At 58.0% G+C, this 14,567-nt stretch carries 11 protein-coding genes; 5 read left to right on the forward strand and 6 right to left on the reverse strand.

Annotated features, from left to right (window positions below; all coding sequences use genetic code 11):
* Positions 1–79 precede the first annotated feature (79 nt).
* The 3 genes from ACSQ22_RS21380 (at position 80) to ACSQ22_RS21390 (ending at position 5,556) form a co-directional block, all read left to right on the forward strand.
* Positions 80–2,218, forward strand: coding sequence for an AAA family ATPase (locus ACSQ22_RS21380; protein WP_004883041.1), 2,139 nt, complete (start codon positions 80–82; stop codon positions 2,216–2,218).
* A gap of 2 nt (positions 2,219–2,220) precedes the next feature.
* A complete protein-coding gene (locus tag ACSQ22_RS21385) occupies positions 2,221–4,020 on the forward strand; it encodes a UvrD-helicase domain-containing protein (RefSeq protein ID WP_004883039.1) in 1,800 nt (599 codons plus the stop codon).
* Positions 4,021–4,308: 288 nt separating this feature from the next.
* Positions 4,309–5,556 carry a hypothetical protein gene (locus ACSQ22_RS21390; protein ID WP_004883036.1) on the forward strand — a complete coding sequence of 416 codons (1,248 nt, stop codon included), beginning with the start codon at positions 4,309–4,311 and terminating at the stop codon, positions 5,554–5,556.
* 239 nt (positions 5,557–5,795) lie between these two features.
* Here ACSQ22_RS21390 and ACSQ22_RS21395 read toward each other — a convergent pair whose 3' ends face one another.
* The 6 genes from ACSQ22_RS21395 to ACSQ22_RS21420 all read right to left on the reverse strand — a co-directional run bounded on the left by ACSQ22_RS21395 (position 5,796) and on the right by ACSQ22_RS21420 (position 11,627).
* Positions 5,796–6,863, reverse strand: coding sequence for a PDDEXK nuclease domain-containing protein (locus ACSQ22_RS21395; protein ID WP_004883035.1), 1,068 nt, complete (start codon positions 6,861–6,863; stop codon positions 5,796–5,798).
* On the reverse strand, positions 6,860–8,059 hold the full coding sequence (locus ACSQ22_RS21400) for a tyrosine-type recombinase/integrase (protein WP_004883034.1): 1,200 nt from the start codon (positions 8,057–8,059) through the stop codon (positions 6,860–6,862). Before ACSQ22_RS21400 ends, ACSQ22_RS21395 begins: the two co-directional genes overlap by 4 nt.
* Before the next feature lie 246 nt (positions 8,060–8,305).
* On the reverse strand, positions 8,306–10,423 hold the full coding sequence (locus ACSQ22_RS21405) for a sodium:solute symporter family protein (RefSeq protein WP_436131469.1): 2,118 nt from the start codon (positions 10,421–10,423) through the stop codon (positions 8,306–8,308).
* Positions 10,420–10,680, reverse strand: coding sequence for a DUF4212 domain-containing protein (locus ACSQ22_RS21410; RefSeq protein WP_228896060.1), 261 nt, complete (start codon positions 10,678–10,680; stop codon positions 10,420–10,422). Before ACSQ22_RS21410 ends, ACSQ22_RS21405 begins: the two co-directional genes overlap by 4 nt.
* Positions 10,681–10,728: 48 nt before the next feature.
* Positions 10,729–11,340, reverse strand: a complete 612-nt coding sequence (locus tag ACSQ22_RS21415; protein ID WP_436131470.1) for a tetratricopeptide repeat protein — start codon at positions 11,338–11,340, stop codon at positions 10,729–10,731.
* Complete coding sequence (locus ACSQ22_RS21420) at positions 11,331–11,627, reverse strand: hypothetical protein (RefSeq protein WP_228896056.1); 297 nt, start codon at positions 11,625–11,627, stop codon at positions 11,331–11,333. Before ACSQ22_RS21420 ends, ACSQ22_RS21415 begins: the two co-directional genes overlap by 10 nt.
* Positions 11,628–11,890: 263 nt before the next feature.
* Between ACSQ22_RS21420 and ACSQ22_RS21425 the strand changes: the two genes are divergently transcribed.
* Positions 11,891–13,810, forward strand: coding sequence for a DUF294 nucleotidyltransferase-like domain-containing protein (locus ACSQ22_RS21425; RefSeq protein WP_436131471.1), 1,920 nt, complete (start codon positions 11,891–11,893; stop codon positions 13,808–13,810).
* Between the two features lie 5 nt (positions 13,811–13,815).
* Complete coding sequence (locus ACSQ22_RS21430) at positions 13,816–14,481, forward strand: 3'-5' exonuclease (RefSeq protein WP_436131472.1); 666 nt, start codon at positions 13,816–13,818, stop codon at positions 14,479–14,481.
* Positions 14,482–14,567: the final 86 nt, after the last annotated feature.

Consider the following 14,567-nt stretch of genomic DNA (forward strand, 5'->3'; position numbering starts at 1 on the left):
AGTTGGGATCAATGGCTGCAGTGTTCAACCAATCCATCGGCCGATCGGCATGTGGATTTCAACAACAAGATTGAATCAAATGCATATATCCAAGCTCAGCCTGGTCAACTACCGGAACTTTCCCAACACGAAGCTGCTGTTCCAGAAGGGTATCAACACTGTCATCGGCGAAAATGGATCTGGCAAAACCAATCTCTTTCGCGCAATCAGATTGCTGCTTGATGACAACATGATTCGCTCTGCCTACCGGCTGGAGCATACCGACTTTCATCGCGGCCTAGGGCGCTGGCAGGGACATTGGATCATCATCAGTCTTGAGTTTGAGGAAATCTCTGCGGATGAATCAGTGCAGGCGCTCTTCCGACATGGGACGGGCGTAATTGAGGAAGAGGCGAACGGCAAGGCCACTTACAACCTGATCTTTCGTCCGAAGAAGGAAATCAGGCTGCGACTTTCTCAATTGAACGATGGTGATCAGGCAGGCCTCGACGCTATCCTGAACCCGGTCACCATCGACGACTATGAAACGATTTTCACAGGTCGGAGTGAAGCCGACTTCAACGACGAGGCCTTCTATAAGGATGTGGTCGGCGACTTCGCGAATGTTCGATTCAATGAAGAGGTTGAATTTCGTGTTATCGGCGCGAAGATTCCGAACGTGCTGTCCGTCTCCAAAGAAATTTCGTTCACTTTCGTCCAGGCGCTACGGGACGTCGTCTCCGAATTTCACAACAACCGGACAAATCCGCTCTTTTCGCTTCTGAAGGGCAAGAGCGGCGATATCGACCCCGTGGCGTTCCAGGCTATCACCGACGGGGTAAAGGCATTGAATGACTCCATCGAAGCGTTGCCAGACGTGCAGGTCGTCCGGACGGATATCAGAGACACCATCAAGGATGCGGCGGGTGAGGCGTATTCGCCGTCTTCTCTTTCTATCAAGTCGGATCTGCCAGACGAAGCTGACAAGTTGTTCCAGTCGCTCAAGCTGTTCGTTGGCGAATCGGGGGAGAGCCACGAAGGACCGATCCACGAGCTGAGCCTTGGTGGAGCAAACCTGATATTCCTCACGTTGAAACTGCTTGAATTCAAGTATCAAAAGGCTAAACAGTCGATCGCCAACTTTCTGCTTATCGAAGAGCCGGAAGCTCACATTCACACACATATCCAGAAAACACTGTTCGACAAGCTCAAATACGACGACACACAGATCATTTATTCGACCCATTCGACGCACATCTCTGAGGTCAGCAATGTTCAGAACGTGAACATCCTCGGCAGAGAAGGTGATCGTTGCGAGGCATACCAGCCTGCAATTGGCCTAAACCCAGAAGAGATCGGCAACATTCAACGCTACCTGGATGCTGTCCGTAGCAACTTGTTGTTTGCCAAGAGCGTCCTCTTAGTGGAGGGCGATGCAGAAGAAATTCTCGTTCCGATCCTGATCAAGAACGTGCTAGGCGTCAGCCTTGATGAACTCGGCATCAGTTTAATTAATATCCGCAGCACTGGATTTCAGAACGTCGCGGTTCTTTTCGATGATGCCCGAATCCGGAAGCGGTGCAGCATCGTCACCGACCTTGACAAGTCCATCATTGACACAACGCCGGCGGCGGGAGACTCCGAAGGGCTGCTCCGGCGCAAGGGCAAGTATCAGGCATCCCAGGAAAAAGGGGTCGCCAGGAAAGCGTTATTGGAAGACACCTTCAAAGATAACGGGTGGGTTTCTCCATTCTTTGCCCCCCATACCTTCGAGGTCGACTTCATTGCCGCCGGCAATGCGCGTAAGGTGGTCGGCATCCTTCCTGATGTCTACAAGGATGCACCAACCATCGCGACGGCCAAGGCGGAGCTCGAATCAGCGGACATCGCGTTGTTCGGTCAGCGCGCATTGACCATGGCGGACAACTACGGCAAGGGATGGTTTGCCATCTTGCTGGGAAAGAAGATCGATCCGCAGACCGCCATTCCGAAGTACATCTTGGACGCCATCGCTTTTGCGCATCCGGTGGTCACTAAGGAAGTCTGGTTTAACGTGCTGAGCTACCGCGTGAACTACATCGATGCAGAAGATATCTTCACTGCGTCTGCCGTATTCGACGACTTTAGGGCCAAGCTGCTGGCCTTCCGAAATGGAGACATCGACTTCGTCGGCATCCGAAACGAGATGCTTGCCACGTTCCCAGATGATCGCATCAACGATGTACTCGCGGTGTTCTGATCATGTTCATGTGGAACAAAGATGATCTGAATCCCGAGCAGGAAGCAGCCATTCTGAAGCCAGGGAGCGTCTTTCTCATCGCTTGCCCGGGCAGCGGGAAAACGCGCACGCTCACCTACAAAATCGCCTATGAGTTGTCCAGGCTGAAATCGAACAAGCAGTTTGTCGTTGCCATCACTTATACGCACCGTGCCGCCGACGAAATCCACGAGCGCATTGAGAGCCTTGGGGTGGATACATCCCGATTATGGATAGGAACGATACATTCGTTCTGTCTTGAATGGATATTGAAACCGTACGGCATCTATCACGAAGCGTTGGATCGAGGCTTCCGTGTGATCGATCAGCATGAGCGCGAGAAAATCCTGGAGGCATTGTGCAAGCCTTACCAGAAGCCAAAAATAACATTCTGGGATTGTGAGTTTTATTACACCGAAACTGGATATGTGCTCTCCTGCCCACAAGATTGGAAGCATTCGGGTCTTCACGTCATATTGGGCAAGTATTTTGAGATTCTGCACGAAAGTCGGCAGCTAGACTTTGAGCTCATTCTTTACTATGCGTACCAACTGATCGCACGTCATCCTGCGATCAGCACTCTTCTGGCACAGTTGTTCTCTTTCGTGCTGATCGACGAGTATCAGGACACCAAACGAATTCAGTATTCGATCATCACCGCCATTCTGAAAGCTGGTCAAGGTGCGACCAAGGCCTTTATTGTCGGAGATCCTAACCAGGCGATTTATCAATCGCTTGGCGGATATCCGATTGCCTTCGAGGATTTCAAGGCGATGGCCAATATCGATTTGGACGAACTCGAACTGTCGCGGAACTACCGTTCTTCTGAGCGCATCATTGAGTACTTCGGAAACTACAACGTTCACAACACACGCATCGAAGCCGCATCCGAGGACAAGGCGTACCCAAGCCTTATTTCATTCGACGACACAGTGAGCAAAAATGATCTGGACGCTGAGCTCATCCGGCTCATCCGTTTCAACATTGAGACTATGGGCATCTCACCTCACGAGGTGTGCATTCTCGCGCCACAGTGGACGCATCTTGCAAGCATGACACGTCGTTTGGTCGCCAGCATGCCGGAGTACTCATTCGATGGCCCCGGTATGGTTCCCTTTGCACGGGACACAGAGAATTTCTGGTACAGGCTTTCTAAGATTGCACTTACTCAGGCATCGCCGGGAATGTATGTGCGCAGACTGCGGTGGGCCGGGGAGATTCTGAATGACCTAGAGGCGGCCGGGGCTAGCGTGTCGAAGCTCACGCGGAGGTCCTTGTTGAGGGAGTGCAATGCAATTAAGATCGATGAAACAGATGGTCTTACCTACTTGAGCGCATTTTTCGAGCGTCTGTTTGCAAACTTAGCAATCGACTTTCGCCTTTTCACGCTGCTTCAAGAGCATCACGTTGCCTTCTTCGATAGTTCGCAAGCCCGGGTAAATCGATTGAAGAGTGAAGGTAGCGAATTTATAGGCGATATTGAGACATTCAGGAAGGTATTTCAGCATAGGACTGGAATCACCATCTCGACGATACACGGCGTCAAGGGAGCCGAGTTCGATGCAGTGATCGCTTATGCATTATTAGAAGATATGGTGCCGCATTTCAATGATCCGAACGGTCAAGAAAGCGCGATGAAATTGCTGTATGTCATTGGTTCGCGGGCAAGGAAGAACCTGCACCTTGTTTCGGAACGAGGTCGAGTTCGCCAGTATTCTGGCGAAGAGTATCAAGTAACTCGCAAGCTTGCCTCATGCAGTTTTGGATACGATCAAATTCCATAGAAATCACGAGTAGCGCAACCGCGCTCTCTATGGGATGCCCTACAGCTTTGTTTAGCGTTTGGCTGAATCATCTGCGCGCGGCTCGCTCTGCATGCCCTGCTGTCGCCAGCTCAACATGCAAGCGGAGCGCGCAGGCCCGGATCACAGTGTCGGGCCGTGGAGGGCTGGCGAATGCCAGTCCCGTCAGGGATGAGCGAATAGCGAACGTGGAGCAGCGCGATCCACAAAGTGGAGACGCTCAAGGTTCCGTCGCTTACTATTTGGACTACGGCGAGTTGAGTAAAAAATATGAAAAATATCTTTGAAGAAATCAATGAATTTTCTTCGGAAAAAATCGCGTTATTCAGCTTTGGGAAATTTTGCTACGTCTTTCTTAATAAAGACCCGATCTTTGTCAAGAAGTTGCTTCCCCTCATCCAAACCTCTCTGGCAAATGAGAGCTTTCAGGCAGACGTAATGCGTGCTTATACGGAGGGCTGCATGAATGAAAAGGCGGCCATTCTGAAAGAATTTGAAGCCAAACGCGACCATCCAAACGCAGCCAAGTTTTATGGGCCACAGCTTGATCTAGTGGACAAGCGATTGGCTATAAAGACAATCCAGCATTTAATGGACTACTTAAATAATTATCTCAACGAGTATCCGGGATCGCTAGAAATTCTCAACAATTCCTACAAGCATATCCATGACGAAGATGGTGTTTCGTACATAAAAGAAAATTACGCAAATTATCGCATTGGCTGCATTTTTTATTCCAAGCACCAATCAATCATGGGGAGGGCTGAGATGCTGGAGCTAAAATATTCCAAGGTAGTTGAACGTGAGTACGAGAAAATTGGAATTGACATAAGAAAGGAAGATGCTCAGTTCTCTAAATATAGTCTTGTCAGCCTGAACGAGAATATTCAGATATTCAACGACAAGGATAGTCAGACAATACGCGATGAACGCATAGGGCGACACTTCTGGATAAAAGTTCCGAGGAAGCTGCTTACCTCTATCGAGGAACTCATTGAAAAAGGAATGCTGTCCGAAATAGCATTCAGGATTGATTACGTCTCCGATTATGTCCCTGCAATGGAGGAGATGGAGTTTGGCGCTCCGTTGCGATTGAAAATATCTTCCCTTCCTAGATTGTCAAAGTTCTACTCCACCGATAAATATGAGAACAATCTATGGATTCACCATGACGCAGAGAAGCTAAGTTTGACTTTTGAAGAATTGATGGAGGACTTTGAGGTGGCAGGCGACGACGTCGTAACGCAAGTCATCCATCTTGAATACAGTTCAAAAGGCGATGATTTTTTTATAACTCACTTGGATCACGAATTTATCGTATATACGTTGGATAGCTATCAAGAAAGATTGAGCAATGCCAACATCAAGGGGCATAGAAAAATAAAGACATTCAAAATAGATAACTCAATGATCCCGTTTGATATAAATATTAGCGGGGATCTTTTTCTGTTTCAGGTTCTCGATTCGTATTTAAAAAATGATGACTTGATTCGTGAATATTTTGAAAAAATTAACTGACTTTATAGTTTGAGATATTTAATTAAAACAGCGATCGGCATAGAACATGGCGCTGCTGCCCGCGATAATCATGTGATTGGGCGCTCGCGCCCACTAGCCCCAGCGCATCCTTGAGCCGCAGGCCAGTTCCTTATCGGCCTATGGCGATTCCACACTAGCATGGAGCCTCGATAGAGCAAGAGATCCGTTGCCACATGCTCGTGCTGTGGTTTGGGTGTACGGTTGGACAGATGCTGCTGTCAGGACTTCTCGCCAGGCTGCCGCTGCTCGATCTGCAACCGCGCCCGTTCGGTCGCCTGCTGCAACCGCTCCCCCAGCACCGCACGCGGCGGCAGGGTCGTCAGGTATTCGGCTACGTGGATGCCCGACTTGTCCAGCTCCAGCAACTCGATCTGCTCTGACTTCTTGCCGGTACAAAGAATGATGCCCAGCGGCGAGGCTTCCTCCGGTTCGCGTTCGTGCTTGTCGAGCCAACGCAAATAAAGCTCCATCTGCCCCTTGTATGCTGCCTTGAACTCGCCGATCTTCAACTCCACCGCCACCAGCCGCCGCAGCTTGCGGTTATAGAACAGCAGGTCCAGGTGGAAATCCTCGTCGTCGATCTGGATGCGTTTCTGCCGGGCTAGGAAAGAGAAGCCCGCGCCCAACTCCAGCAAAAAAGACTCCATTTCGCGGATGATCGCGGCTTCCAGGTCGCCTTCCTGCCAGGTATCGCGCAGGCCCAGGAAGTCGAGGATGTACGGGTCGCGCATGACCAGCGCCGGCGACATGCGCTGCGCATCGCGCATCGCCGCCAGCTCTTGCGTGATCGTCTCGTCCGGCTTCTTGGACAGCGCCGTGCGCTCGTATAGCATCGAGTCGATGCGCTCGCGTAGCGTCCGCACGCTCCAGCGTTCGGCGCTGGCCATTTGCACGTAGTAGTCCCGCTGGAGCGGGTCTTTTAGCGGCAGCAGCGCCACGAAATGCGACCAGCTCAATTGTCGTGACAGCGTCACGACAATTGGCTCGTCCGAGAAGGTGGCGGCGAACTGCACCATCCGGCGCAGGTTCTTGTCCGCGAAGCTACGTCCGTAGTCGCGGACAAGCTGCGCCGCCAGGGTCGGCAGGATTTCGTCGCCGTACCCGGCCCGCTGCCCGGCAAGCACTTCCGTATGGATGCGCTGGCCAATGCGCCAGAACAGCAATGTCAGCTCGGCATTGACCGCCGAGGCGACGCGCTGGCGCGACGCTTCGATCAGTGCCCGGATGTCGCCCAGCAGCGCGGGCGGCGCTGCTGGCGCTGAGACGGATGCCTTGCGCCGGGTCATGCGGCCACCTCCTTGGCTCCCTGCATCCCGGTGATCGTCTTACGCCGATTCGCCACCAGTTCGGCCGCCTCTCGCACCGGCTTATCCTCGGTGTGGACGTAGCGCATGAACATGACGACGGTCTTGTGCGCCGTTAGCGCCATGCCGACCTTGACCGGGATGCCCGAATTGGCAATGTCGGTCGCCGAACGGTGGCGGATGCCGTGCGTGCCCACGTGCGTAGCGCCAGCCGCCTTGAGCGCACGGCTCCAGCCACCGTAATACTCGCCCGTGGTTAGATGCTTGCCAGCGTGGCTAGGAGAAGGCAGCACATAGCGGCTACCCTCCTGCCGGGGTGCCGTCGAGAGTAGCCGATAGGCTTCCTCGCTCATGGGCTTAGACATGCCGCCTGTCTTGCTGTCAGGCCAGACGACGCGCCGGTTCTGCAAGTCAACCCAGTTCCATTCCAGCGCGATGATTTCCGAGCGGCGGCCGGCGAACTCGAACTGCAGGCGGATTCCCAAAGGGATGACGTAGTTCTCCAGCCCCTCCGACTCGATCTTGTCGAGCTGTCGGAACAGGTTGCCCATTTCTTCGTCGCTGATGAGGTGAGTCGATTTGCCGGCAGGGAACATCGGGACGTGACGGCAAGGGTTGGTACCGTCGGGCCGATAGCCCCATACCTCGGCCATGTTGAACATCTTGCGCAAGACGCTGAATACCTTGTTCGCCTCGGTCTGCTTGTACGAAAGCTTTTCCATCAGTCCGGCGATTTCAGGACGCTTCACGTCCTGAACTTTCTTGCGTCCCAGCAGCGGAATAATGTTGCGATTGATGACAGCCTGATAGCCGGCTTGGGTGCTGAGCTTGTTGCGCTTCTTGGAGTAGTCCTCCATGAACTTCGTGCATAGCTCCTTGACCGTAGGTGCCTGGCGCGCCTCCGCCTTCTCTGCGGCGGGATCTCCGCCTCGGCGGACTTGGGCCAGCCATTCCTGCGCCAGCGACCGCGCCTGTTCGACGGTCAGCTCCCCGTACAGTCCTAGCGAGGGCTTGCGGCGCTCGCCAGCGTTCGTCCGGTACTGGAGCATGAACACCTTGCGACCCGCCGGGGTAATCTTGCACAGGAAGCCGGGGACCAGCGTGTCCCGGAGTTCGACGGCCTCTGCCTGGGGTTGCGCCGCATCGACAGCGGACTTAGTGAGTTTGATCTTAGCCATGATGACTCCTTGGAAAGACCTGGATTCCAAGGGCCGGATAGGAGTCAGGCGGTCGGAAGTCAGGTCAGGTTTCGGAAAGCACCGGCATATGTTGAACTCGCTTAAGTCATTGATAAACCTGCTGTATCGGGCTGTAGCGTAGTCCAGCGAATTTCGGTGCTGGAGTCATGGTGAAATAAAAAAACCCCGCCACGGCCTGGCGGGGTTTTTTATGAACGCTCAGGGCGCCCGCAGGCGCCAGTCCCCTCAGTGTGCAGCACTCGCTGCCGAGGTCTTGCCATCCAGGCTGGGGTAGCGCACATGCTCCACCAGTTCCTGGATTTCCTTGCCCGGGGCCTTGGTGAGCAGCGAGACGATGATGATCACAGCAAAGCCCAGCGGCACACCGAACAGACCTGCCGAGATGGGCGCAATATCCCACCAAGTGTTGGCTTTGACGATTTCCGGCGTGATCGCCGTTCCGTGCGTGAGCTTGTACAGCCAGGGCTGGGTGGTCACCATGTAATAGAAGGTGATGCCCAGGCCGGCCAACATCCCCAGCGACGCCCCCCACTTGTTGGCACGTTTCCAGAAGATGCCCAGCGTCAGCGCCGGGAAGAACGCCGCCGCCGCAAACGAGAAGGCCGCCGACACCAGGAACAGGATGTCCGCTGGTTTCTGCGCCGCCACGTAGGCTGCTGCCAGGGCCACCAGCAGGAGCAGCAGCTTCGACACCATCACGCGGCGTGCCGTGGAGGCATTGGGGTCCAGCACCTTGTAGTACAGGTCATGCGACAGCGCGTTGGCGATGGTCAGCAGCAGGCCGTCTGCGGTAGACAGCGCCGCTGCCAGCCCACCCGCCGCCACCATGCCCGACACCACGTACGGCAGGCCAGCAATTTCAGGCGTGGCCAGCACGATGATGTCGCCACCGATGGAGATCTCCGCCAGCTGCAGGATGCCGTCGTTGTTGATGTCCACCACCGACAGCAGCGATTTGTCGACCGCCGACCAGCGCGCGATCCACTCCGGAAGGCTGGCGAACGGTGTGTTCACCAGCACGGTGTAGACCTCGTACTTGGCCAGCACTGCCAGCGCAGGCGCCGTGAAGTACAGCAGGAAGATAAAGAACAGCGACCAGCTCACCGATTCCCGCGCCTCGCGCACCGAGGGCACGGTGTAGTAGCGCATGAGGATGTGCGGCAGCGCGGCCGTGCCGATCATCAGGCAGAACACCAGCGCGAGGAAGTTCTTGCGTGCAACGTTCTGCGCGGCCTCATCCTTGCCGGGGAACGGCTCGGCATGGCGGATGGGCGGCGCCGACTTGGCTGCATTCGAGGTGCGCGCCGCCGTGTACGCAGTGCGGGCGTCTGCTTCGTTCTTGGGCACTGCGGCCAGCGCGGCGGCAGCGGTGGCGATGTCGGGAGCGGGCGCATTGGCAGCCTTCAGGTCATCCAGCTTCTTCTGCGCTGCCGCCCGGTCGGCGGTCAGCGAAGCATTCACATCCTTGAGCTTTTCCACAGCCGCATCCGAACGGGCCTTGTAGATTCCACGCACCTCTATTTCTTTGGGGTCCTTGATCAGCTCGGCCTCTTTGGCAGTCACCTTTTCCAGGGTGTAGCCATACACCGCCTGCGGCACAGGCACGCCCGTGTGTTTGACCGACAGCCACACCACGGGCAGCATGTACGCAATGATCAGGATGATGTACTGCGCCACCTGCGTCCAGGTCACGGCACGCATGCCACCGAGGAACGAGCAGACCAGGATACCGGCCAGGCCGGCAAAGATACCGATCTCGAAAGCCAGCCCCGTGAGGCGCGAAGTGATCAGGCCCACACCATAGATCTGTGCCACCACATAGGTGAACGAGCACAGGATGGCGGCCCCCACCCCGATCAGCCGGGGAAGGTTGCCCTCAAACCGCGCCCCCAGAAAGTCGGGAATGGTGAACTGGCCGAACTTGCGCAGGTAAGGGGCGAGGAACAGCGCCACCAGGCAGTAACCGCCCGTCCACCCCAGAATGAACGCCAGCCCACCATAACCTGACAGGTACAAGGTGCCCGCCATGCCAATGAAGGAGGCCGCCGACATCCAGTCCGCCCCTGTGGCCATGCCGTTGTAGATGGCCGGCACGCGGCGCCCGGCCACGTAATACTCCGCCGCGTCGTTGGTGCGGCTCATGATGCCGATACCCGCATACAGCAACACGGTGGCCGCCAGAAAAAGGTAGCCGATCCAGTTCTTGGGCAGGCCCATCTGTTCGAGCACCGCCAGCACCAACACAAAGCCGATGAAGCCACCGGTGTACCAGGTGTAGACCTTGTTCAGGCCCTTCTTGAAGTCGCCTTGCGACTGTCCGTCTCCGCCGAAGAGTCCCATCATTCTTCTCCTTCGGCAACGCCGTATTCGATGTCGAGCTTGTTCATGTGGCGGGCGTAGTACCAGATGATCAGGCAGTACACCACCAGGGCGCCTTGGGCAGCCACCCAGAACGAGAACGGCCAGCCGAAGAAGCTGAACGTGAGGTCGCGGGCGAAAAACACCACGACAAAAGTGACAAAGAACCATATGCCCAATAAAAGGGCCGTTATCTGCAGATTTTTGCGCCAGTATTCTTGGTGCTTGGCCGTCAGTTTCATTGCTTGCTCCTCCATGTCGTTAAAAGAACACTCACTCGGACTTCAGCGCTAAAAATCTGCACGCAAACCGGTCTCCCGCTCCAGTTGCGCGGCCACCTTGGGCTCGAATCCTTTCAAATGCCGTATTACGGCGCGTGCCTCCTCGGGCTGGTGCAGATCGACGTGCACACGCGCCATCTGATACCAGCCAAAGGGGCTCATGGGCTGCAGGCGGGTGTTGCGATCCAGGGCCTGCAAGGCCTCCTGAAGCCGCCCCTGCCGCACCAGCACCAGACCCAGGCCATACCAGGCCCGGTCCATTTTTTCGTCGATCTGCAGGGCCGCCCGGAACCCCTCTTCGGCCAGTGCCAGCTGGTCCAGCTGCTCGGCCACATAGGCATGGTTGAAGTGGGCATTGCACACCTGGGGCTGCAAGGCCAATGCCTGGGCGTAGTACTGCAGAGCCTGTGTCTTGTGGTCGCTGAGCAGCGCGTCGTAGGCGAGGCTGTTGATCGCCAGAACGTCCTGGGGCCAGCGCTCCAGAATCCGCTCAAACACGGCCTTGGCCGCAGCCTTGCGGCCCACAAACAGCAAGGCTTTGGCACGCCAGACCAGCGCCTGACGCTCCAGCCGCTGCGACCAGCGGACGGGGGGAAGGGGAAGGCTCTGGGTCACTGGCATGCCTGTGCTCCCAGCTCCAGACAGAGGTCGATCTTGAGCTTGACGACCAGCACCCAGGCCATGAGCAACCAGCTGGCGGTGGCCAGCGGGATGTGCTGGTCCAGCACCTGGCGCGGGCTGACCTTGCGCGTCAGCCACAGGCAGGGCTTGGCGGCCACGTCCAGCATCTGCCAGAACACATTGGTGTGCCGCTTCGCCCCCGCCAACAGTCCCAGCAGAAACCGTCCCACGATGAACATCAGGGACAACTCGATCAGGCTTTTCAGAATGACAACGGTCAGGAGCATGGTGAACTCGATGCCTCGCTGTAAGGAAAAGGAAAGGTGGACGCACTCTGCGCAGGGTGTCTGACCGCTGGCTGACACAGGGCTTATCGCTAACTTACAAATCCCGCAAAAACCCTGCATCTTTTTTTTGCGATACGATAAATCGGTGGAATCTGAGACGCTCTTGCGGGAAAACACCAAGGGCTCCAAAACCCTTGATCGAGGTCAAGGCGAGGCACATGGAAGGACTTCCCGCGTCGCCGGGCCGGGCATAGACTGCCGCCATGGAAAAGCCGCCCAGTCCGCCACCAGCTGCCAGCGCACAGGCGCCGCTACAGCCATCGCACCACCTGCTGGCCAACTTCCGCCAGGACCTCCGACAGCACGCCCCTTTTGCCCAGATGCAGGATGCCGAGGTGGATGATTTCCTGTCGCATTGCGAGCAGCAGTATTTCGCCCCCGGCGAGCTGGTGATAGGCCCCGAGAACGGCAGCGTGCAATCGCTGTACTACGTGCGCCAGGGCGCCGTCACGGGCACCCGGGGCCTGGCCGACATGGTGGGCGCGTTCGAGTACGAGGCGGGCGACCTTTTCCCCGTGAGCGCCGCCTGGGCCGGGCGCGCTGTCACGGCCACCTACCGCGCCAACACCGATACCTTTGTGCTGGTGCTGGGCGTGGACCACATGCACCGACTGGCGGGCCGCAGCCCGGCGTTTGCACAGTACCTGGGACAGCGCACCGCGCAGTTCCTTGCACTCTCGCGCCAGGCCTTGCAGGCCGCCTATGCCACCCACGCCGCAGCCGAACAGTCGCTCGAAACCCCCTTGGGCGCGCTCGTCGGCAAAAAGCTGGTGAGCTGCGAGGCCAGCACCCCGCTGCGCACTGCACTGCAGACCATGCACCAGCAGCGCCTGGGCTCGATGCTGGTGGTGGATGCAGCGCAGCACCCTGTGGGCATCCTCACGCGCTATGACGTGCTGGGCCGCGTGGCGCTGGCCCAGCTGCCGCTGCACACGCCCATTGCGGAGGTCATGGTGCGACCGGTGCGCACGCTCACCAGCGAACATTCGGCGCAAGACGCTGCGCTGCTGATGTCGCGCCACGGCATCCGCCATGTGCCCATCACGCGCGACGGAGTGGCGATTGGCATGGTGTCGGAGCGCGACCTGTTTGCCATGCAGCGGCAAAGCCTCAAAAGCGTGAGCACCGCGCTGCGCTCGGCCACCGATGTGGAGGCCCTGCAGGCCTCGGCGCAAGACATCCGGCGCCTGGCGCGCAGCCTGCTGGCCCAGGGCGTGCATGCACGGCAGCTCACCTCGATGATCAGTCACCTCAACGATGTGCTGACCGAGCGCCTGGTGCAGCTCAAGGCGGAAGAATTCGGCATCGACCTGAAGTGGCTGTGCTGGCTGTGCCTGGGCTCCGAGGGGCGGGCGGAGCAGACCATTGCCACCGACCAGGACAACGCCATCATTCTGAACAACGACGTGTCCGACGAGTCGCGCGAAGCGATCCGCCACTTTGCACATGCCGTCAACCTGGCGCTGGACGCCTGCGGCTACCCGCTGTGCCGGGGCGGCATCATGGCGGGCGAAAGCGCGTGCTGCCTCAAGCTCGACGAGTGGCGCGAGCGCTTCGGGCACTGGGTGGCGCAGGGCTCGCCCCTGGACCTGCTCAACGCCTCCATCTACTTTGACTTCCGGCCCCTGTGTGGCGATGTGGCGCTGGCCCAGGCGCTGCGCGCCGACGTGACGCTGGCCGCGCGCAACAGCCCGCGCTTTCTCAAGATGCTGGCCCACAACGCCCTGGGCCGCAGCGTGCCGCTGAACTGGCGCGGCGCCATAGACACCGACGAGCATGGCGCGCTGGACCTGAAGCTGCAGGGCACGGCGCTGTTTGTGGACGCTGCGCGCATCTACAGCCTGGCATTGGGAATGCACGAGACCAACACGCGGCTGCGCCTGGAGGCCGCTGGCGCGCAGTGGCGCCTGCCCGAGACGGAAACCGGCGCCTGGGTGGGCGGCTTCGAGTTCCTGCAGATCTTGCGCCTGCGGGTGCAGCTGGAGGCCGGAGAGGCTGAAGCCGCTCCACCCAACCGCATTGTGGTGGCCGGGCTCAACGACATCGACCGGCGCATCCTGCGCGAATCCTTTCGCGTGGCGCGGCAGCTCCAACAAAGGCTGCAGCTGGACTACGACCGGTAGCCGCCATGCGCTGGCTGGAGCCGATCAGGCGCGCCCTTGGGCATGCCCCCGCCTACACCGGCAGCCGCTGGGTGATGCTGGACGTGGAGACCAGTGGCCTGGACATGCGCCATGACCGCCTGCTGGCCATTGCCGCCATTGCGCTGCGGGTGGACTGGCAGCGCCGCACGCTGAGCGTGGCGCTGGGCGACAGCTTTGAGGTGGTGGTGCAGCAGGACGAGACATCGAGCAAGGACAACATCCTGCTGCACGGCATTGGCGCGCAAATGCAGCGCAACGGCATGCCCGCCGCCCAGGCGCTGCAGGCCTTTGAAAACTATGTGCAAGACAGCCCGCTGCTGGCCTTCCACGCGGCCTTTGACCGCAGCCTGATCAACCGCCATGCACGCCAGCACCTGGGGCATGGCCTGCCCAACCCCTGGGTGGATGTGGACCACCTGTGCGCCGTCACCCACGAGCAGGTGCGCGCCCGCGCGCTGGACGACTGGATGGCGCACTTCGGCATCCGCTGCGCCGTGCGGCACCAGGCCGCCGCCGACACCCTGGTGGAATGCGACCTGCTGCAGCGCATCTGGCCCAGCGTGGCTGCGCAGTGCAGCAGCTGGGCCGACGTGCAGCGCCTGGCCGCCCAGCACCGGTGGCTGGCCCGCCACCGGGATGGCAGCGGGTGAGGATGGCACGGCGTCGGGCCTCAGAGGCTGAGAGTTCTTTAGCCAAGCCCGAAAGGCGCGCGAAAACGCCGCGGATCTAGGCGCAA

It is taken from the genome of Acidovorax sp. LjRoot38, from assembly GCF_964252975.1.
GTDB lineage: Bacteria > Pseudomonadota > Gammaproteobacteria > Burkholderiales > Burkholderiaceae_C > Acidovorax > Acidovorax facilis.